The sequence below is a fragment of the Paenibacillus sp. FSL M7-0134 genome (genome assembly GCF_038007865.1).
Taxonomy (GTDB): domain Bacteria; phylum Bacillota; class Bacilli; order Paenibacillales; family Paenibacillaceae; genus Paenibacillus; species Paenibacillus polymyxa_B.
Window position 1 is genome coordinate 1,286,972 of the sequence record NZ_JBBOXV010000002.1, and the last position, 21,255, is coordinate 1,308,226.

A 21,255-nucleotide genomic window follows, 5' to 3' on the forward strand; every position below is an offset into this window, starting at 1 on the left:
TGGAAAAAGAGATTGCATCGGAAGGAAGTCCTAGGATACAATTTCCTTAAACGTTTTTCGCTTCCTATACGTTCACATTCGCGCAATTTCTACATATGCAATCCCCAATTTTAGAATTATTTTCACTACTAACTATGTATTTTTTTGTAAAATCAGGAGGTTTAGATATGAGAAAAGTATGGCAGGTGGTCATCATAGATATCCATCCTACAAGTATGCTGGGAACAAAGCTTATTTTGGAAGACCAGCAGGATTTGCTTGTCAGAGGGATGTCTTCCTCCGGAACGGAAGGCTTGGAGCTGGCTTGTTCCATTCGACCGGAAATCATTTTAATGGACTACAGGTTGCCTGAGGGAACGGCGGAACCATTTTTGACACAAATGCGGGCCTTGTCTCCGGACAGCCATATTGTTATTATGACGGATGAGGATAATATTACGTTGTTTCAGCAGCTAATTTCGCTTGGAGCAAATGGAATGTTATCCAAGCAGGCATCACCGAGCCAGTTAATCCATCTGATCAACGGTTTACGCGAAGGATTTGCTTCTTTACCAATGGACTGGATTCGGTGTGGAAACTGGCCCTTTATGCCGTTAATGGCATCCGAGCCTTTTGACGAATTGACACAAACCGAAGTGTTTATTATGGAACGTATTGTACAAGGTATTACATATGACAAAATTGCTATCGAGATCGAAGTTAGCCGGCGCTCCATTGATAATTATCTACGTAAAATTTATGCGAAATTAGGCGTGTCCAGCCGGGCGCAGGCGATTGAACGTTATGCCTTATATGCGCGTCAGATGAAGCAGCTATATGCCTGACGCGTCAGCCCGGAGATCATGACCTATTTTTCAGGAGAAGGAGGATGTTCATGCAATATTCCTTTGCTTCACGAACGGCTGCGATGTTGGCTTCTCCAGTGCGTCATATCCGGGAAAATGCGAGAAGACACTCCTTTATATCTCTGGCTGAAGAACTACCTGCACAAGAGCTGTTTCCGGTGAAGTTGCTGGAAGAAGCGGCCCATGATGTGTTTGGCTCCGGCCCTGACGCCCTCCAGTATGGTGAACCGGAGGGCTATTTCCCTTTGCGGGCATGGCTTGCGGGAGAGTGGGAACAGCGTAAAGGAGTAAGAGTACCACCAGGTCAAATCCTTCTCACGACAGGCAGTCAGCAGGCCATTGACCTGATCATAAGACTGATGGTGGATGAGCGTGATCCGGTATTGGTCGAAAACCCTACATCTCCTGGATGTTTACAAGTACTATCTATGCAGGGTGCGCAGATCGTTCCTGTAGAATCAGATGCGGAAGGTGTCATTCCTGATAAGCTTGAAGCTTTAATGATCCGTTATCGACCCAAGCTTTTTTTTGCCACGCCAACGTTTACAAACCCGACGGGCTCCTTGTGGAGCGCGGCAAGGCGGCAGGAAATTTTGGACCTGTGCAGGCATCATGAGGTGCTAGTAGTTGAGGATGATTCTTATGGTGAATTGCATTTGAAGCAAAAAAATGAGTCCCATGACAAGAGTCCGCATGGTCAGAGTCGAAAATTTGCAGAGACTTACCCCTCACTATTTGCGCTGGATCATGCGGGCCAGGGAGGTCAAGTACTCTATATTGGTTCGTTCAATAAAACAGTTGCTCCTGCGCTGAGAACGGGTTGGGCTGCTGGTCCTGCACCGTTAATTGAAGGGATGTACGCCTTGAAGCAGCTGGCTGATATGCAATCCAGTACGATGAACCAACGGCTGCTGTTCCAATTGCTGACCAGCTCGCGTTTTCAATGGCACGAGCACTTAGCGATGCTGAACAAGGAATATTCGACTCGACTTCAATTAATCTTGGAGCTGCTCAAGCGCCCGTTTTGGAAAGACGTGACGTATCATATTCCGTCCGGTGGCATGTATGTATGGGTGCAGTTGCCCGATGGGCTGGACAGCGCATTGCTGCTAAAGGCGGCGTTACCCAAAGGCGTAGCCTTTATGCCCGGTGCGCTATGTGCGGTTGGCAGTGAAGGCGCGTCCCATATCCGACTCAATTTTAGCCATCCGGGCCGTGAGCAATTGCTTATGGGCATGAATCTGATCGGTGAGACGATCAGTGAATTTACTGCGCGGAGCTAGCAAAAACCATCGCCCCATGTCAGTCATCCTCCGCTTCCGCAGCAACAGTGGAGTAAGTGAATGGCGCTTCCGCAATCTGGCGCTGTCCACTGTCCTCGTCAAGCTCTGCATCCATTCCAGTGGCCGTTTTAATGCCATGCTCTTGCAGTACTGCCGCATACTCGTTCAGGGCAGCTTCGCCAAACGGAGTCAGTCGATAGCGGCCGCGGGATACGCGCTCAAACCAGCCGTAGTAGTTGTGCTGAAGTACGGCAGCAGCTGTGCTGACGGCTGCTATGCGGGCGAGCTGCGCCGGAGCGGCTTCCCCCAAGCTCTGCAAGGCTACGGCTACACGCAGCGCTTTTTCCCGATAGGCAGTGACCAGCTTGCGTCGGGTGCTGCCGCCGATATTGTGGTCACCGCTGCGTGCGTGAAATTCCCGCAGCAGCTTTTCCTTGCGCGAGCCGGGGCGTACCTTTGCTGCATTGTGGACATTGTCGCTAGGCGCCGCAGGCTTACACAGTACCTCAACGAGCGGCGGCTTAGTTTTAAAATGGGTGACGGTGAGCAAGCCAAGTCCTAACTGGCGGCACAGTCCGACCAGCTCGTTCCAGCGCTGATTGACTGCCCCTTTTTTGGCACGATTCCGTTCTACAGCTACATATACATTGCTGCTTAGTTTCAAACGCTGCATGCCTTGCAGCACAAGCGCCAGGTTAAACGTCTTTTTGATTTCCACAATCAGTGGTGTCTGTTGCCCTGGCTTGATACCCACCAAATCGCAGTTGCGTACCTCTCCTTTGACTTCATATCCCAAGTTCTCAAAAAAGGCTTTCACCGGAGCGTACAGCTCCGTCTCATGCCGAACCGCCATGACTTCTCCCGCTCCTTTATCCCATTATTCCGAGCTTATATTGTACCATAATGCGTCAGGTCCGCGTCGTTGTTGTATATTTTAGCACAGTGTATCCCTTGGTTTTTTCGAAAAAGCAGAGAGACCTGTCATAAAAAATAGGTCAATTCTTAAATCAATCTGCATAGGTATGTATTACACTTTTTTTAAGGGGATTGCATCATATCCTGAAAGGCGTGACGAGTGTAGCCATAATCATCAGGAGTGGAGGATAGTCATTACGCAGTCATGGGAGGAACCGAGCATGAATATTTTTGAACGCGTTGCGGAGTACCGGGCGGAAAACAACCGTCTGGCCTGGAGCGGCACTTTTAGAGAGTATATTGAGATACTCAAGAAAGACCCGACGCCGGCGATGACAGCTCATGCACGGGTTTACAAGATGATTGAATCTTTTGGTGTAGAAGAGGTTGGGGGACATAAGCGATACAAATTTTTTGAGCAGGAGATCTTTGGACTGGATCGAGCGCTGGAAAAGTTGGTGGAGGAATATTTCCATTCATCAGCCAGGCGGCTCGATGTGCGCAAGCGTATCCTTCTTTTGATGGGACCCGTCAGTGGGGGGAAATCGACACTGGTCACGTTGCTAAAACGTGGTCTGGAGAAATTTTCGAGAACGGATCAGGGAGCTGTATACGCGATTGAAGGCTGCCCCATGCACGAGGACCCGCTTCATCTGATTCCCCATGAGCTGCGTCCCGATTTTGAAAAGGAGCTGGGTGTACGGATTGAAGGTAATCTCTGCCCATCCTGCCAGATGAGATTGCGCACGGAATTTGATGGCGATATTGAAAAGGTCCGCGTGGAGCGGGTATTTATATCGGAAGAAAACCGGATTGGTATTGGTACGTTCAGCCCTTCTGATCCGAAGTCACAGGATATTGCTGATTTGACGGGCAGCATCGACTTTTCCACGATTACGGAGTATGGTTCGGAATCTGACCCGCGTGCGTATCGGTTTGACGGAGAATTGAACAAAGCGAATCGTGGACTGATGGAGTTTCAGGAAATGCTGAAATGCGATGAGAAGTTTTTGTGGAATTTGCTTTCTCTGACCCAAGAGGGAAACTTCAAGGCTGGGCGGTTTGCGCTCATCAGTGCAGATGAACTGATCGTGGCTCACACCAATGAATCCGAGTATAAAAGCTTTATTGCAAACAAAAAGAACGAGGCGTTGCAATCACGGATGATTGTAATGCCGATTCCTTATAACCTGAAAGTATCTGAGGAAGAAAAGATTTACGCCAAGCTCATTGAACAAAGTGATATGAAACATATCCACATTGCGCCTCATGCGCTGCGAACGGCTGCCATTTTCTCCGTGCTTACCCGCTTGAAGGAGACGAAGAAACAGGGGATGGATCTGGTCAAAAAGATGCGCATGTATGACGGTGAAGAGGTCGAAGGATACAAGGAAGCCGATCTGAAAGAAATGCAAAGTGAGTTTCTGGAGGAAGGTATGTCCGGGGTAGACCCGCGGTACGTCATTAATCGTATTTCTAGTGCATTGATTAAGCAAAATGTGGAATCCATCAATGCCCTGGACATTTTACGAGCAATTAAGGATGGTCTGGATCAACATGCCTCCATCACAAAGGAAGAACGAGAGCGCTATCTGAATTTCATTTCCGTGGCTCGTAAGGAATATGACGAATTGGCTAAAAAAGAAGTGCAGAAGGCCTTTGTGTACTCTTTCGAGGAATCAGCCAAGACGTTGTTTGACAACTATTTGGATAACATCGAAGCTTTTTGCAATTGGGCGAAAATTCGCGATCCACTCACAGATGAGGAACTCGACCCGGATGAGCGGCTCATGCGCTCTATTGAGGAGCAAATCGGGGTATCGGAAAATGCGAAAAAAGCGTTCCGTGAAGAAATATTAATCCGTATTTCCGCGTATTCTCGCAAGGGACGGAAGTTTGAGTATCATCATCATGATCGGCTGCGAGAAGCCATTGAGAAGAAGCTGTTCGCCGATTTGAAGGATATTGTGAAGATTACGACTTCGACCAAAACGCCTGACGCTAATCAGCTCAAACGGATGAATGAAGTGATTAAGCGATTGATTGAGGAGCATGGCTACACAGGAGCCAGCGCTAACGATCTGTTGAGGTATGTAGGTAGCCTCCTGAATCGGTAAGACGAAATAATAAACAAGTACAGTATGGTGAAACCATGGGTTGATCTGGATGGTGCCACACGGTTGTGAGGTATCCGATCAACGTGTTTCGTAGAGGGAATTCGGCAAGCACAGGGGATTTCAGGTGCTGCCGGATTCTTTTTTGTATCATCAGGCAGTTGTGATTATATATTTTCTGAAATTGCTATGAAAAAAATCATAATCAATCTTCTGCTTTTTTAACATTTTTTAAAAAGTTGCCGATAAATATGGTAATGTAAAATCTATGTAAACTATTATTTGGAGGAACTTATGATTCATGTCGCGGAGAGTAGATTAAAACAGATACAATATATTGGTATTACTGATGATGATTTGGCTTTATTGCATCATTATCAGGGACTATTCCAATCTATTGTGAATGAGGTGGTCGATCGGTTTTATGAGCATGTAGAAAAGGTTCCGCATCTCATGTCGATTATTTCCAAATGGTCGAATATTGAACGACTAAAACAAACACAACGTGAATACTGGCTTTCTCTCGCAGATGGAAAAATAGATGATCCGTTTATCGAACACCGTCTTTTTGTGGGGCAGGTACATTCCCGAATCGGATTGTCTTCCGATTATTATTTGGGCACGTACATTGCTTATCTTGATATTGCAGTGGACATTTTAAAGCGTTCGGGGATAGAGGACTGGTTTTTTATTGTGCATGCTCTTTCCAAAATGTTCAACCTGGATTCCCAGCTTGTACTGGAAGCTTATCAGGAAAAGGAAAAGGAACAAATCAACGAGCTGGCCGACGAACAAACGCAGGTGCTGACCGTTGTGTCCCGAATTGCGCAAAATTTGACCGGGATGATTGCTGAGCTTAGGGAAAATACGGATAATATCGCGGAGAGTGCCTGCAACACTGCTTCTTCGCAGGAACATACAGAGGAATTGGTACAGCATTTGAGTGACGAGATTAAGCATATTGAGCAGATGAGCGGTACGATCCGGGAACTGTCCGATCAGACTCATCTGCTGGGACTGAATGCGGCGATTGAGGCTGCCCATGCGCAGGAAGCAGGGCGCGGGTTTCAAATTGTGGCACAGGAGGTGCGAAAGCTCGCATCCAATTCGAAGCAAGCACAGGAGCAAATTCAGCGCAAGGTGCTGGATATTGCCCGTATGCTTGACAGTGTGCAATCCGAAACAGCTGCCACAACAGCCAGTGCCCGGCAACAGGCTTCCAGCTCAGAGGAATTGGCTTCGTTCACAAAGCTGATCGAAAACATGGTGAAGGAATTGGAAATGCTGCAGCACTCCTCGGAAATGCTGCAGGTGTAAGATGTGGCTTGAATGTACTATGGGGGCAGCAAGTCGATTGGCTTTAGCGGCATGCGCTTTTCCTGTAGTTGTTGTCAGAACACAAAAAAACAGACCTTTTCAGCGGGTCTGTTTTTTTTGTTTAGTTCCAAGCTGACAGATTATAATAACGATCTAAGTTCACGTCGGTATTTGTTCAAATGCACGAACGACGGAATGACTCGCTTGGCAGAACGGAAGCCGCCTATTCTGATATTGCGGACTACATGATAGGGAGAGATCAATAGTGCGTGAAGCAGATGCAAATCATGGGTGCTCAATGGACGATATCGTTGATAGTAATCTATCGCGCGCAGCATCTTTGTCCCATTCCAAAGACAATTCCGATGAAGAAGATGGGAGAGATCTTTCATCCTTACATGTAGGGAGCAATTTTCAAAGTCGATCAAATGGATTTTGAGCTGTTTGTCTTTAATCAGATTGGGATAATTATAGTCGCCGTGTATAAATGCGGCGGCTTTTTGCTCCTGAGCAATGGCTTCTCTAACTTTGGGCTGCTGTAGGCGATGGGACACTTCTTCACAAAGAGCTACGAGATGTGCTGTGCCTCTGTATGGGATGAGGCGTTTTTTGTATCCAGATATTTCATCGCTCAAGCCTTCATAACGGATTCTGGATGGCGGAGCTTCAGTGATAGGAAAGCTAACGGCACTGGAATGGAATTTGGCTAAAGTAGCAATTCCCTTTTTGAAGTCTATTCTTTTTGTGAATTCTGGTCTGAGTCCATGAACCCAATTGGTTAATGTATACGAAACACCTTCATAGGTCATGTAAGCCGTTTGTTGTATTGTTGGATAGACCTTTTGGCTGCGTGTAAACCCGCGCTCATCCAAGTAGGACAAGACACGTGTAATAAAACGGATCTCTTCTTCCGGAAATTTGTAGGGTTTTAAGCAATAAGTCGTATTAGCGGTCTCAATCTTGTGAATGTCCTTCATTTGACGGGTACGCTGAATTTTAATTCCGTACATCTGCTCAACGTTCGATAAAATCGACATTTTGATCCTCACTTTCTTTTATACATGAGCCCACTCTTGCAAAATATGGATGATTTGTAATCGAAGAGGCCACGACTGATCCCAATTGTCCAGGATTTCGCGATCTCTTGAACGATTCGGGTGTCGGGAAGCATGCCAGGCTTCTCGTGGTAGTTTATATAAAGCTGTAACAATCTTCCGTTCAGTACGGCTTAGTGGTTTACGCTTTTGGTATCCCTTCAGCAAGGATTGCACAAATTCAGGATTGAATTGAGTAGTATTCATAAGGGCCTTTGCCAAATCAGCATAGATTGAGCCGATTTTAGCCCGATCCCAATCAATGATTTTGAGATGACCGTCATCCGAAATAATGACATTTGGGGTAGTGATATCACTGTGTATCAAGGAGGGATGCCGATGTTCCATCCGAAGCAGCCTTATGATGGATGCATCCTGCAAATCCTTCCATGCTCGCCTGGATAAACGTTTGCAGTTTTCGCCGTGAGCATTGTACCAGTTGCGGTACGTTTTATCATGGCGACTGTTTTTTATCATTTTTCTTTGAAAAAGACGATCCTGGTTTTTCCATATCCGCAATTGTTGAATGGTCGGAGGGGACTTTCCTTTATCCATCCGATGCAAGCCGGTGGAGGTGGCGTGAAGTGTGGCAAGTGCCCGCCCCAGTTTTTCGAAATCTTCAGCGGTTTCCAGTCCCCGTCCTTTGATCCACTGACTTACATAAAATGGCGTTCCTTGATGTAGAGTCCATAACTTGCCGGAATGAGTGGGGAGCCATGCGGGCATGTAGGTATACTTTCTCTTTTTCAAAAGCCTTATATGACTCGCAGCTCGTTCCATCTGTTGAATCGTATTTGAACGGACCATCTTTGTACGACTAAAGGGCTTTAATGCATAAGTTCCCTTTTTCGTTTTCACCTGGATCACTGCATTTTTTCGGTATAATGATGAGACTAAGCTTGATTTTAACGGGATCAGGCCGAAACGACGGGTGATTTTGCGAATCTGTGCTTTAGTATAGGATTTCGCCATAAGAACCTCACTTGACTTTGGATTGAAGAAAAAGGTAATCCTCTGTTAGTTATCAGTCTATTCATGAAGAAATAATAGGTGCAGTTTTATGAAGCCATCTTCGTTCTTTTCCTATGTCACATTGGTCAAAAAAACGGAGCAGCGAAAGTTCGCTGCTCCGTTTTAATTAGCTCTGTATTTAGTTACCCTGATTATGACCTGGGTGATTAATATTCGTTGTCATCATCATCTTCGTCTGTATCCACGATTGCGCCAGATGATGCATGGATTTCAAGCTCAACGGTTCCTTCGTTGGTGAGTACCTTTACCTCGTAGATGAACTGTCCATCTTCCTTATCCAATTTAGAAGACAAAAGGGTACTCCCGGGTACGTGCTTAAGCGCAATTTGTCCAGCCTGTTTTTCAGTCAGGGTGATGTGATTTGGCTTGTTAAGGGAGGACTCGTCATTCGAGTCATGATCAAGCTCAGAATGGGAACGGATGGTTTTCCCAGTATAAGCATCAACATCTATATCCCAATCTTTATCCCCTTGCTGGAGATCCACCTCATAGTAGACTTTTCCGTTCTTGCGCTCCAGTTCGACATCTTCAACTTGTGCATTATTCCCCACAGCCTTCTTGGCAATGTTGGCAGCGGCGGTCGCTCCAATAAGGCCCGTAGGTTTAGCGGCCCATACGGCATTCGCTGAGACACCCGTAACTGTAACTCCAAGCAGAACCGTGGCTGCCATAATTCCTAATGTATAGTTTTTTTTCATTACATAATTCCTCCTTGTGCTATAAGCATGAATACAGCTTATCTCTTGAACATGAGAGGAACATAATAGAATCATGAGAAAACTATGAGAAAACATGAGCTGAGATGATCATCAAGTCGTCATGATTCGTTGTGCTCCTGTTTTTCTTTTTCCCACGTTATAGAGTCGATAGAGCCCGATACTGCATTGACCTGTACTACTGCTTCACGCCCATCTTTTACCTCAACCTCAACCAGATAGTAGAGGCCTTTGTCGTTGCGATGAAGCTCAATATCATCGGATGTTCCGTTAACTGCTTTGGCAGCAAGCTTGGCTGCTTCTTTCTCTGTAATAACGAGAGAAACCGGGTCAGGTTTATTAGCTGGATTCGATGTGTCTCTGGTTGGTGAGTTACCAGGATTGTGGTCTTGGGGCTCCTGCTTCGCATCTGTATAAACCTGTATCCGCTTAATGGAGTCGATGACACCGTCATAGGCATTGGCTTTTATATCGTACTTCCCTTTGGCGCGTTCCAGCCTGATCAGATAAAAATCACCCAAGCGTTGGGATTCGAGCACCTCGCCGGGATACTGATGCAAAACGGATTGGATGACGGCCTTTTCTTCCAATGGAGAAGCTGCTAACGACCGTGCCCAAGGCCTCTGTAAAAGACAAATTGTAATCAACACAGCCGCCAGCGTACCTCCAATCACCCACACATAGATGGCTTTCATCGTTATTCCCTCCTTTGGCTTATTATTTTGGAACGGTAGGGAGGATGATCGTTGCAGTTGTTCCGCTCCCCTCTACACTTTCTAGCCCAATTTGAGCATGTATAGCTTGTGCAATTCCTGTAGCCAATGATAAGCCTAGCCCAGCCCCACCTTCCTCGCGGCTTCTGGCTTCATCCACACGATAGAAGCGGTCGAATACTTTAGATAACTTTTCTTCCGGGATTCCAATTCCTTGATCTGTGATTCTTATGCAGGGTTGAGCTGTACCGCCCACCGTATCAATCATCAGGTGTATCGGCTCGTCACTGTATTTGCGTGCATTATCCAAAAAGATAAATAGGAGCTGCTTCAGCTTATTTTCATCGGTATAGCCAATGCAGTCTGTCTGTACATCCAGTTGAATTTGTCGGGCGAACGCATTTTCAAATGTAGCTTTTAATTCTGTCGCTATTCTGGTCAGGTGTACAGGCTCCAGCACGACATTCCATTGTTCTTCGTTTCTGGCCAACAGAAGAAGCTGCTCTGCCATGTCCTTCATTCGGATCGCCTCGGAATGAATCGCTTCAACGGATTCGGCGAAAATGTTGGGATGCTGCAACCCCCGCCGTTTGAGCAGGCTGGCATAACTTTCAATAATGGTGAGCGGTGTCTTCAATTCATGGGACGCATTAGATACAAATTGTTCTTGCCTGACGAAATTCCGCTCCAGCAGTTCAATCATGTCATTAAATGTTTCTCCCATTTCGACCAGTTCGTCGCGTGATGATGAATTGAGCGGAAGGCGTTTAAATTTCCCGCTGCGCTGAATTTCTTTCATCGTGCTAATCATAGATGTAATTGGACGTGTGATCAGTCTGCCGAGCAGCCTTCCCGACACCACAACAGGAATGAGCGCAATTCCAGTGACAGCCACAAGTACAATTCTGAGTACCTGTAGCGTCTGCATCGTCGGTTGCAGACTTTCGGTCACCTGGAGATTGACAACCTCGCCATTGGTCCAAATCATGGGGAGCGATACAAGAATGTAACGATTGCTTTCATAGGTAATCATGCGAACCTGCCGTGTTTCATCAAAAACGCCCTTCATCAAGCTAAGAGATTGCTCGGAAGAAGAGGTGATAGGGGGAAGAAAGTCACCTTCTGGTTTCATCAGCCGAAGCATGCCATCCAGCGGTACATAGGCTCGGAGAAGATCCTCAGCGGCTACGGATACCGGAGCACGTTGAATCCCACGAACTATGTTCTCTGCTGCGGCCTCTACCTGGTCTTTTCGATTGTCTATCGAAAATTGGCTGAATAGGAAATAGATCGAAAAATTAATGGCTACAAGTAAGACCGCGAATAATAACGAGGTGTACGTATGGATTTTGTTTTGTAGCTTCATAAAGATTCCTTCAGCACATAACCAATTCCGCGTACAGTATGGATCAGCTCAGGGAGCTGGCGCGTAGGGTCGATTTTATTGCGCACGTAGCGAATATACACATCGACCACATTGGTATCGCCCATATAATCTATGCCCCATACATTTTCCAGTAATTGTTCACGGCTAAGTACCTGCCGCTGGTGTCTGAGTAAATGAACGAGCAAGTCAAACTCTCGCGGTGTAAGCTCAATGTTGTGCTCTCCTCGAAGAACTTCACGAGTACCTTCATGGAGACGTAAATCCCCGGCACTAAGCCATTTATCTACCACTTGTGGAGCCATGTCTTTCGTTGCACCCACTCTGAGTGCGGCCCGTACACGTGCAAGCAGCTCTTCGATCACAAACGGTTTGGTAACATAATCATTGGCTCCCAAATCGAGTCCCTCGACCTTATCTGCAATGGAACTTTTAGCCGTCAGCAAAATGACAGGAACGTTCGCATCATGCTTACGAATCCTACGAAGTAGCTCGATGCCATTGAGACCGGGAATCATAATATCCAGCAACACTAGATCCCAATTGCCTTTGCAATACGTCTCCAGCCCATCAATTCCGTTTTTTTCTTTACATACTTGATAGCCTTCAAATTGAAGTTCGATCTCTAGAAGCCGGGCAATCTTTTCTTCGTCTTCTACGATCAAAATAGATTGTTTCATGATCATGCCCTCCTGTAGGCGAATAGCCGATACGGAAGTATTTTAGCATATACGGACAGGTAAGGCACTTCAAAGCGCAGGGCAGTGAGGGAAGAGATGTTTATAGCGCGTTATATTTCTTTACATTAAAAGGGATGAAAATGTAATGATAGCGCTATGATTTTGTTTTTTTATCCTTTATGCACAACAAACAAGCCTTTGTTTTGGTCAGTATGAACATTGTTTATGTTAGGAAAGTTGCAGTAACATAAATTAAAACTATTCATCAGAACCGAAATAAGGGCAGACCGCGAGCTTGCCCTTTGTCGCCAGGAGCGTAAAATAAAATGAAGCGAAAGCAGGGATTCAAAATGCATAAGCTTGGGATGATTACGATTGGGCAAGCCCCCCGGTCAGATGTGGCCCCTATCGTAGAAAGGGCATTGGAAGGACGGGCAGAGCTGGTACAGGCTGGTGCGCTAGATGGGCTCTCATTGGACTATATACAACAGCATCTATCACCGTCACCGGGAGAATATGTATTAACCTCGCGCTTGACGACCGGGGAGTCGGTGGTCATTTCACGCGAAAAAATCCAGCCACTGCTCCAGGACAAAATCACACGTTTGGAGGAGCAGGGCATACGTACTATTTTGTTACTCTGTACCGGTGTGTTTCCTGGGTTGCATACCCGAAGCGCTTTTCTAATTGAGCCAGATCATGTGCTTCCTCCTGTACTAAAGGCCATGTCCAGCGGAAGAAGGTTGGGTCTCATTGGACCGCTCGAAGAACAGAAGAACAACCTCAAGCTTAAATTCAGCCCTTATGGATTGAATCCAGAGTTTGCGGCGGCCTCGCCTTACAGTGGCAGTGAGGAAGAATTTCGCCGAGCAGCAGGACAGTTCAAGAATCAAGCCGATCTGATCGTACTGGATTGCATGGGCTATACGGAAACGCATAGAGAACTAGCGGCGCATTACTCAGGGGTTCCCGTTGTATTGTCCAATGCCTTGATTGGCAAACTGGTATCGGAAATGGTGTAAGGAGCTAAAAATTGGAGGTAAGAACTATGAGTCAACAACGTATTGAAATCAGTAAAAATGTATTGCAAAAATGTTTGGGACTTACCGCTGGAGAGACGCTTCTGGTCGTAACCGACGATGATAAAAAAGAATTGGGCGAGTCCATATATGAAGCTGGCAAGGCACTGGGGGCAGAAGCAGCTATTTTGACGATGAAGGTTCGTTCCAAATCGGGCGAGGAGCCTCCAGCCCCTGTTGCCGAAGCCATGCTTCGCTCCAACGTTGTTGTATGTGTCACCCGGTATTCGCTGACACATACAAGTGCCCGTAAGCAAGCCGCAGCTGCTGGAGCACGCCTGGCGACCATGCCTGGCATGACAGACGATATGTTCATGAATGGAGCAATTGCTGCTGATTATCCGAAGGTCAAGGCGCTGACCGAAGAGGTGACCGCATTGCTGACTGCTGCCAAGCAGGTACGGATTGAAAAGGATGGATATAGTCTGAACTTTACCATAGAAGGGCGCAACGGTGTTCCCAGCACAGGTATGTATTTGAATCCCGGCGAATCGGGGAACCTGCCTTCCGGTGAAGCGTATATTGCTCCGCTGGAAGGAACGGCACAGGGTCAGATTGTGGTGGACGGTTCTGTAGCGGGAATCGGTGCCTTAAAAGAGCCGCTGCTGCTGACGGTGCAAAATGGAAGATTAATCGCGGCAGAAGGGGAAGCCGGACAGTCCCTGTTGGATATGCTCGGCGAAGGCGATGGTAGAATGCTGGCCGAATTTGGTATTGGAACGAATGATAAAGCCCGCATTACAGGTGTTGTGTTAGAGGACGAGAAAGTATATGGCACGATTCATGTCGCTTTTGGCAGCAATAATACCTTTGGGGGAACTGTCGCTGCGGGTGTACATATTGACGGAGTCGTACAAAAACCGGATGTATATCTGGATGATCGTCTGATTATGAAGGCTGGTCAGTTGCTAGAGCGATAAAGGGAGGAAGTTATCATGCTTGGAATGATCAGAGTGCTTACCATGCAGGACAAAGCAGCTATCGACCTTCACGGCCGGGTCATTGAGCAGCGCTACGGGCTACCTGTCACCAGTGTATGTATTCCCGATCAGCCGAAAGGGATCTACGATGATATCACAGACCGGGAAGCGGTGCCTAAAATTGTGCTCGCGGCGCAACAACTCGTTGAACAAGGCTGTACGTCTATCGGTATTAGCTGCGCGGCTGATCCAGCGCTAGAGGAAACTCGTCAGGCTGTATCTGTACCTGTATACGGGGCGGGGTCCTGTGCGGCACTCTTGGCTCTGACATCGGCCAGCCGTGTAGGCGTGTTGACCATTTTGGAGGAGGCTCCGCCGCTGATTCGCCGCATTTTGGGCGATTCCTATATCGGTACAGAGCGTCCCATAGGTGTGCAGACGACACTGGACTTGAACACTCCACAAGGTAAAGAGGCAGCTATGGCAGCAGCGTTACGGCTTCAGGAGAAGGGGGCTGAGGTAATTGTACTTGCCTGTACAGGTTTTGTAACAATGAACTTTGCGCCAGAGCTGGAGCGTACACTAGGGATTCGGGCTATTGACCCGATTGTGGCGTTGGGTGCAGCTGTTTCGGTACGCTAGCAGACACTTCGTGTGGGGTACAAGCAGGATAGTTCTTAAACTTCATTATAAATAGTTGAATATTAAAATAAACCGCCTTTTCCAGAAAAGGGCGGTTTATTTATGTTCCATTGAGCTCCTAAAGATAGGAATGGGCTGGTGTGGATAGATTTGACCAAGCGGTAAAAGGTTTTGTTTTGTACACTTTTTTGGTACACTATCCTGAAAATTAGATGAACTAAGGATTTTGCAAAATAAATAGCAGGGTGGTCTGTCTTTATGAAAATACCGGGTGTAACAGTTCAAGAGCTCATGGCAATACCCGTGTTGAAGGAGGCGAAGGTATTAAGCGGAGAACAAGGGCTAAGCCGGGTTGTCCGGTTTATTGACATTATGGAAGTCCCTGACCTGAAAGGCTGGGTCCGGGAAGGTGTATTATTAATGACAACGGCTTATTCGATCCGTCATGAGCCTGAGGTATTGTGTCAAATTATTCAATTACTGCATCAGGGCGGGGCGGCGGCGCTTGTGATCAAGCCTACCCGCTTTCTCACGGAAATTCCCCATAGTGCGCTTGAAGAAAGCAATGCCTGTGGCCTTCCTGTGATTGAGATTCCAGCCGATATTCCCTATACGGATATTACGCAGCGTGTCATGGATATGGTGTTGAACCGACAGGCAGAGCTGCTGCGACGTTCGGAAGAAATCTATCGAACGTTAACGACGATGGTGCTGGAGAACAGTGGCATACAGGCTGTAAGCGATAATATAGCAGAGCTTTTTAAAGCTCCGGTTGCTTTGGTTGATAATGGTGGTCAAGCCATTGTCACTTCACCACAAGATTGGGATTGGGCGAAGGTACAAGATGCTCGTCATTTTCCAATTAGTGTGGATAAACGTACAGTCGCCAAGTTGGTCATTGCCCGCAATGAACTGGATGATATGGAGCAGGTTGGTATTGAGCAGGCACGGCTGGTGATGGCGTTAGAATTAATGCGTGAAAAGGCAGTAGAAGATACGGAAAGCCGACTACGGGGGAATTTTATAGATGAGCTCATGACACCTCCGTTGCCGGTGCGGCATGAGGTTGAGCGGAGAGGTCGTCAATTGGGATTCAACCCGGAATATAACTGGGAGGTGGCTGTACTGGAAAGTGCTACGGCTCCGCCAGAAGAGATTCTTTCTGGGTTATTGAGTATGGAATCGACCCGACGGCGTGTGGTGTCTCATATTGAGTTCCGTTCAAATCGTGCGATATTATTTCTGCCGACTCTTCAGCCGAATGATCATCAGAACGCACCTGGCTCTGATCAGGAAACGTCCTGGAGTGATACGCTGAAAAACTGGTCAACTGAAAAAGCCTGGGGTACCGCCGATTATTATTTAGGCATCGGAAGTGCCAAAAAGTTATGGGAGCTGCTGCAAAGCTACAATGAAGCACGTCGTGCCATTACTGTAGCCCAGCGGCTGTATCCTGATAAACGTGTATGCAAATACAGCGATATAGAGATGCACTATATGCTTGGAGAAGCGATGGACAAAGAGGAATTTTCAAATTTGTTTGAACGCAAGCTAGGGAGACTTCAGCAATATGATCGCTCACATGGCAGTGACTTACTCAAAACGTTATTTTATTATTTGGAAAACAGGGGCAGTCTGGTAGATACAGCCAATTATCTTTTTATACATCGTAACTCAGTAAAATACAGATTGGAACGGATACGCGACATGACGGATTTTGATCTTAACGATCCACGTGAGCAGTTTATATGTCATACATGTCTGATTCATTATTATTTGCGGGAACATAGGTAGCTGGAGCGTTTTTTTAATGCAGGGAGGGCAGGACATGGATAAAAAAATACTGATAGCGGACGATGAGGCGAGCATTCGGAATGCGCTGGCTTATGCGTTAAAGCGAGAGGGTTTTTTGGTGGAAACTGCTGTTGATGGGGAGGACGCCTTGGAAAAAGTGCGTTTGTTCCACCCGGATGTGCTCATACTGGATGTGATGATGCCCAAACTGGGTGGATATGAGGTGTGCCGCCGTTTGGAAAGTCGGAAGGGCATCGGTATTTTACTGCTGACGGCCAAAAACGATATCGTTGATAAGGTACTCGGGCTGGAGCTGGGTGCGGACGATTTTATGAGCAAACCGTTTGACCTGAGGGAGCTGCTCGCTCGTATTAAAGCATTGGTACGGAGACTGGAGCGAGAAGGAGCGCCTGCCCCGGAAGGAACGGAAATGGTACTCGGCCCATTACGGGTACGTCCGTCCAGCCGAACGGCTGAACTTGGAGCCATAGCGCTGGATCTGACCCCCAAGGAGTTTGATGTGCTGGCGCTGTTGGTGTCTCATGCCGGGAGGGTGTATACACGGGACGAGCTGCTGGAACAGGTATGGAGCTTCGATTATGTGGGCGGAACGCGGACGGTGGATATTCATATCCAGCGCTTGCGCAAGAAGCTTGAGCCACATCAGGCGATATTGCAGACCGTGTATGGTATCGGCTATAAGGCAGAGAAAATGACGTGAACGAACATCATTCACTCCATCAGCAAGGAAGCTTGCGGTCCACCGACCAACAGAAACGCAAACGCAAACCTACAGGCTTAAGCCTGCGTTGGAAATTTCCCCTGGTACTGGCGGCTTTGCTGCTGTTTACTGTCGGTGTGCTGAGCTGGCTCGTGCTTACTGGCATTCGCGCTAACCAGACAGACCAAATGGAACGCAGTTTAAAGCGCCAGGCCGAAATTGTAGAAATGCGTGTAAAACAGTCTTACCTGTTGGGAGTGCGCCAATCACCGGAAGGCTTCATGAAGAAGCAGGCGCCCCAACTCGCAGTGGAACTGGGCGTATCCAGCAATATGCGCGTTATTTTATATGATGGTCAGGGGCATGAGGTTGGCAATTCTCTACCGCTGGCTTTTAGAACAAATGTCAGCCAGGCCCTTTCCTATGCGCTCCAAGGCAAAATTGCGTATATTACGGAAGGTAGCGCAGTCACCTATTTGGCTCCGCTTCAAGGTCCGGACGGCTTGCTGGGAGTGGTACAGCTTCATAGCTCAACAGAAGCGCAGCAGCAGTTCTACCAGGCTATTGCCCAGTTGTTTCTATGGACAGGGGGTGCGGTGCTGGTATTGAGCTTTATTTTGGGCTTAGGCTATGTCAGCCGCCAGACGAGAGATATCGGACGACTGACTCGCGCTTCCGAGCAGATATCGACAGGGCACTATCCAGAAGCCAGACTGCTGCGGCGGCAGGACGAGCTGGGAAGGCTGGATGAAGGAATGCTCCAGATGAGTCATGTGATTCGGGAGAGCATTACCGCGCTGGAAAACGAAAAGCTTCGGCTGGAAGAAGCGGTTCAGCGTTTGAGAGAGCTGGAGCAGCAGCAAAAATCTTTTATTGGAAATATCAGTCATGAACTAAAGACTCCATTAACCTCTATTCAGGCTTATGTTGATTTACTGGATATGTATGGGGATGATCCTGAACTGGTGCGTGAAGCGAGAGAAAGTATCAGTAAGGAAACAAAACGGTTGTACGAGCTTGTCGAGGACTCGCTGCGGCTATCTGTGCTGGATAAATATGATTTTGAATTGCATACGGAGGCTGTGAAACTGCATTCGTTGCTGGAAGATGCAGGGAGCCGTATTCGAGGAAAAGCGGCAGCGCGTAGGCTGAATTTTTCGATAGATACCGTTCCTGCCCAGGTGTGGGGAGACCCTAAGCATCTGATGCATATTGTACTGAATTTGCTGGATAATGCAGTGAAGTACAATCGGGACGGTGGATGGATTACGTTATCGAATCGAGTAGAACAGGACACCGTGATTGTGTGTATACGCAATTCCGGCCCATGGATTCCTAGGGAGCAATGGGACATGATTTTTGAGCCGTTTGCTACCTTAAGTCGTGATCGATCTCGTCAGGACAGCGGTACGGGACTCGGTCTTCCTCTGGCGCGCAGACTGGCGGAGCGCATGGGGGGAGAGTTGCAGCTTACAGCTTCAGATCATAGTGGGTTGGAAAATGACAACGGGCATACAAATGTAAGTGGGAATGAATTTTCGCTTAGACTCCCTCTCTTGGTTCACGATGGCTCCCTGTAAACGGCCGATTGTTAGCACAGGGCTAGAATAGTGTCTTGTTTACAACTTGGAAACAATTCGATGTATTCATGAGATGTTCGGGCATTAAAATGGGGGTATCGTTAACAAGGAGGCCGTTGTACATGATAAAGAAAAACATAGGCAGCTATGGGCAAAAGAACGGCTCCTCTCATCGCGAAGATTCCCGTACAAGAGTTTTCAGACAGAAAGCCACGGGGGTGCTCATGACCGGCTTAATCGCCGGGGCATTGTTCAGCGGTTGCGGCATGAAGAGCGCAGGAGAGACAAATCCAGCATCCGGTATGAAACCGGGCCAACAGCTTACTGTGATTGACACGGATGCAGCCCAGCAGCAAGTAACGGACGAGCTGGTGGTATCGTCTATCGACAGGCTGGGGGATGTCTACGCGAGGTCTTGGCTGAGCGACGAAGAGCTGATTGTGGAGCGTAAAACCCAGCTGTGGATTCATAATGTAGAGACAGACAAGGAGCGGATTTTAACACCAGGTCGTAAGGCTCCACAGTTACTTGCTGTGGTATCACCGGATCAGCGCCATGTCTTTTTTACTGAAGGTAGCACCAGCAGCAAATATGATATTCAAGGCTACATTTTGGAACTAGGCAGTGGTAAGGTTACATCGATCGGCAAGCTGGATATGACTAACGAAGTGAGCTGGAGCGATGAGAATGATCTCATTACAGGCACACCGGATGGTAAAATCCAGCTGATTGGTCTGGACGGAAAAGCTAAAGAATTGAGTTTTCAAGATCCGAATCGCTCTGAATTGATGTCTCATGTCGAAAAAGTGGGTAACGCCATATTTTATACAGGCAGTGATAAACAAGGGTATCCGGTGCTGAATCGGTTCACCCTCAATCATCCTCAGGCTGTGACCATTGCAGAGGGTGCCATGTCCTTTGCCGTGTCGCCTGATGGTAAGTCAATTGCCATTGAAAAGCGGAAATGGAATACATCCGAACCAGCCCGTATGATCATTTTGGATGAACAGGGCAAAGAGAAAGGAATCGTCGGTCAAGGCACTTTAATGAGTCGTGGAAGCTGGTCCAGCGACGGGTCCAAGCTTGCTTATTCCATTTATGATGAGGATCAGCAAGGCATGAGAGGGCTGTATGTGTTTGACCAGTCTACGGGTAAAACCACTCCGGTTACGACCGATATCCAATCCTATGACAGCCCAACGGTATGGAGCCCATCCGCCCGGTTTTTATCCATGTACCAGAACATCTCGGAAGGTGGAAAACAGCTCAATCAAAGCTACATCGTCGAATTTAAGAGGAAGTAGTTTCTGGACCCAGTCGTACACGAGGCTCATCGTTGACAAGGAAATCATACCAGCGGTTGCGAAACCGAACCTGAGGTCCATCAGCGGGGACGTGTGCCTCCATTCGCAGCGCTTCTGGGATTGGACGCGGATGCTGGCTTTCCACCACGGCCCGATCCTCTTCCAGCACCTTGCCACTGTATCTGGAAAAAATGTGGCCCATGCCCGGTACAAATCTGGCAAAATTACGTCCAGCCAGTCCGTAGATGGCAGTTAACTCTTGCTCAATCGGAGTGAAGGTGACGAAATTAATAAACTTGCTGCGTCCTTCCTTGGCGGGAGTCAAAATCCATTGCTGTGGAAAGGTATATTGCAATAGACCTTTCCCGTTTTTCACTCGAATATGATTGTCATCCGCTTCAAACTCGATATGAATGTCGGTGGAGGATTTTTTACCGATCGTTTTGTTATGGACAATTGGCAAATGAGCGACATCCAGCACGCTCTCCACAACTCTCGTCAGATGTGCCTTCCACACGGAATCGTAGGGAGACAAAATGAGAGAGGGGTCCTCCAGCTCGGGAAAAATCTCCAGAGGAGGTGGGGACGTGGATGTCCCCATCTCTGAGTTTATCTCAGACTTTGAGCCAACGGCCTGAGGATATACCCACAGCAGGCCGGCTTTTTCAATCGCGGGATAGGCATAGGTATGAGCAAACTCAGGAATAGCCCGTCCCGGGTGTGCCGGAATATCCACACACTGCCCACTCTCATCGAAAGACCATGCATGATATGGGCATGTGATGTGCCCGCTTTGACAATAGCCGAGCGATAAATCAGCTCCTCGGTGCGGGCAATAAGCATGGATGGCATGTACCTGACGATGATCATCACGGTACAGGACAATATCTTTGCCAAGCAGTCGCTTTTTAAGCGGTTTATTTTTTAGCTCCTTGGACCAGCCAACGGCGTACCAGGCAATCGGGAATACCTGCTGATCACTTTCACGAACTTCACGAAAGCTGGGATGGGTGTTCATCTATATCAACGCTCCTTGTTCTGCTTCTCAATTATGACCCGTGGGTCATTTATTATATTAGTATAATACACCCCTGATCCAAAACGAAACAGGTGTCCTGAAAT

General features: G+C 47.5%; 19 protein-coding genes. 11 read left to right on the forward strand and 8 right to left on the reverse strand.

What is annotated here, in order from left to right:
• Positions 1-167: 167 nt before the first annotated feature.
• Positions 168-824, forward strand: coding sequence for a response regulator transcription factor (locus tag NSQ58_RS21450; protein WP_023987808.1), 657 nt, complete (start codon positions 168-170; stop codon positions 822-824).
• Positions 825-874: 50 nt separating this feature from the next.
• Complete coding sequence (locus NSQ58_RS21455) at positions 875-2,128, forward strand: aminotransferase-like domain-containing protein (protein ID WP_023987809.1); 1,254 nt, start codon at positions 875-877, stop codon at positions 2,126-2,128.
• A 19-nt stretch (positions 2,129-2,147) separates the two neighbouring features.
• On the opposite strand, the gene NSQ58_RS21460 is transcribed toward NSQ58_RS21455, so the two are convergent.
• The gene (locus NSQ58_RS21460; protein WP_071558976.1) at positions 2,148-2,981 is read right to left on the reverse strand and encodes a DUF2161 domain-containing phosphodiesterase; all 834 of its coding nucleotides are present in this window, start codon (positions 2,979-2,981) and stop codon (positions 2,148-2,150) included.
• 283 nt (positions 2,982-3,264) lie between these two features.
• Here NSQ58_RS21460 and NSQ58_RS21465 point away from each other — a divergent pair, with 283 nt between their 5' ends.
• Together NSQ58_RS21465 and NSQ58_RS21470 are read left to right on the forward strand one after the other, a co-directional pair.
• Positions 3,265-5,160 (forward strand): PrkA family serine protein kinase, encoded by a 1,896-nt coding sequence (locus tag NSQ58_RS21465; protein WP_023987811.1) that lies wholly within the window; start codon positions 3,265-3,267, stop codon positions 5,158-5,160.
• Positions 5,161-5,451: 291 nt separating this feature from the next.
• Positions 5,452-6,474 carry a globin-coupled sensor protein gene (locus tag NSQ58_RS21470; protein WP_023987812.1) on the forward strand — a complete coding sequence of 341 codons (1,023 nt, stop codon included), beginning with the start codon at positions 5,452-5,454 and terminating at the stop codon, positions 6,472-6,474.
• Between the two features lie 140 nt (positions 6,475-6,614).
• Here the strand turns inward: NSQ58_RS21470 and NSQ58_RS21475 are convergent, their stop codons facing one another.
• The 6 genes from NSQ58_RS21475 to NSQ58_RS21500 form a co-directional block, all read right to left on the reverse strand.
• Positions 6,615-7,511: an aminoglycoside phosphotransferase family protein gene (locus NSQ58_RS21475; RefSeq protein WP_076294950.1), complete on the reverse strand. Its 897-nt coding sequence runs from the start codon at positions 7,509-7,511 to the stop codon at positions 6,615-6,617.
• An 18-nt stretch (positions 7,512-7,529) separates the two neighbouring features.
• Positions 7,530-8,540 carry an aminoglycoside phosphotransferase family protein gene (locus NSQ58_RS21480; RefSeq protein ID WP_076264328.1) on the reverse strand — a complete coding sequence of 337 codons (1,011 nt, stop codon included), beginning with the start codon at positions 8,538-8,540 and terminating at the stop codon, positions 7,530-7,532.
• A 206-nt stretch (positions 8,541-8,746) separates the two neighbouring features.
• Positions 8,747-9,298 (reverse strand): PepSY domain-containing protein, encoded by a 552-nt coding sequence (locus tag NSQ58_RS21485; RefSeq protein ID WP_023987815.1) that lies wholly within the window; start codon positions 9,296-9,298, stop codon positions 8,747-8,749.
• Between the two features lie 119 nt (positions 9,299-9,417).
• Positions 9,418-10,011, reverse strand: a complete 594-nt coding sequence (locus NSQ58_RS21490; protein ID WP_341058170.1) for a PepSY domain-containing protein — start codon at positions 10,009-10,011, stop codon at positions 9,418-9,420.
• A 22-nt stretch (positions 10,012-10,033) separates the two neighbouring features.
• Positions 10,034-11,395 (reverse strand): sensor histidine kinase, encoded by a 1,362-nt coding sequence (locus NSQ58_RS21495; RefSeq protein ID WP_068940128.1) that lies wholly within the window; start codon positions 11,393-11,395, stop codon positions 10,034-10,036.
• Entirely contained in the window at positions 11,392-12,093 is a 702-nt protein-coding gene (locus NSQ58_RS21500; protein WP_076294949.1) for a response regulator transcription factor, read from the reverse strand. Before NSQ58_RS21500 ends, NSQ58_RS21495 begins: the two co-directional genes overlap by 4 nt.
• Before the next feature lie 326 nt (positions 12,094-12,419).
• On the opposite strand from NSQ58_RS21500, the gene NSQ58_RS21505 reads away from it, so the two are divergent.
• The 7 genes from NSQ58_RS21505 to NSQ58_RS21535 all read left to right on the forward strand — a co-directional run bounded on the left by NSQ58_RS21505 (position 12,420) and on the right by NSQ58_RS21535 (position 20,133).
• The gene (locus tag NSQ58_RS21505; protein ID WP_034095005.1) at positions 12,420-13,115 is read left to right on the forward strand and encodes an AroM family protein; all 696 of its coding nucleotides are present in this window, start codon (positions 12,420-12,422) and stop codon (positions 13,113-13,115) included.
• 26 nt (positions 13,116-13,141) lie between these two features.
• Positions 13,142-14,092 (forward strand): aminopeptidase, encoded by a 951-nt coding sequence (locus NSQ58_RS21510; protein WP_028542944.1) that lies wholly within the window; start codon positions 13,142-13,144, stop codon positions 14,090-14,092.
• Positions 14,093-14,107: 15 nt separating this feature from the next.
• Entirely contained in the window at positions 14,108-14,734 is a 627-nt protein-coding gene (locus NSQ58_RS21515; RefSeq protein WP_028542943.1) for an aspartate/glutamate racemase family protein, read from the forward strand.
• A gap of 258 nt (positions 14,735-14,992) precedes the next feature.
• Entirely contained in the window at positions 14,993-16,528 is a 1,536-nt protein-coding gene (locus NSQ58_RS21520) for a PucR family transcriptional regulator (RefSeq protein WP_028542942.1), read from the forward strand.
• A gap of 34 nt (positions 16,529-16,562) precedes the next feature.
• Entirely contained in the window at positions 16,563-17,249 is a 687-nt protein-coding gene (locus tag NSQ58_RS21525; protein WP_025723943.1) for a response regulator transcription factor, read from the forward strand.
• Positions 17,246-18,829, forward strand: coding sequence for a sensor histidine kinase (locus tag NSQ58_RS21530; RefSeq protein WP_341058171.1), 1,584 nt, complete (start codon positions 17,246-17,248; stop codon positions 18,827-18,829). Before NSQ58_RS21525 ends, NSQ58_RS21530 begins: the two co-directional genes overlap by 4 nt.
• 122 nt (positions 18,830-18,951) lie before the next feature.
• Positions 18,952-20,133, forward strand: a complete 1,182-nt coding sequence (locus NSQ58_RS21535) for a PD40 domain-containing protein (protein ID WP_053325050.1) — start codon at positions 18,952-18,954, stop codon at positions 20,131-20,133.
• On the opposite strand, the gene NSQ58_RS21540 is transcribed toward NSQ58_RS21535, so the two are convergent.
• Positions 20,120-21,151, reverse strand: a complete 1,032-nt coding sequence (locus NSQ58_RS21540) for an aromatic ring-hydroxylating dioxygenase subunit alpha (RefSeq protein WP_341058173.1) — start codon at positions 21,149-21,151, stop codon at positions 20,120-20,122. The two genes, NSQ58_RS21535 and NSQ58_RS21540, sit on opposite strands and share 14 nt — an antisense overlap.
• Positions 21,152-21,255: the final 104 nt, after the last annotated feature.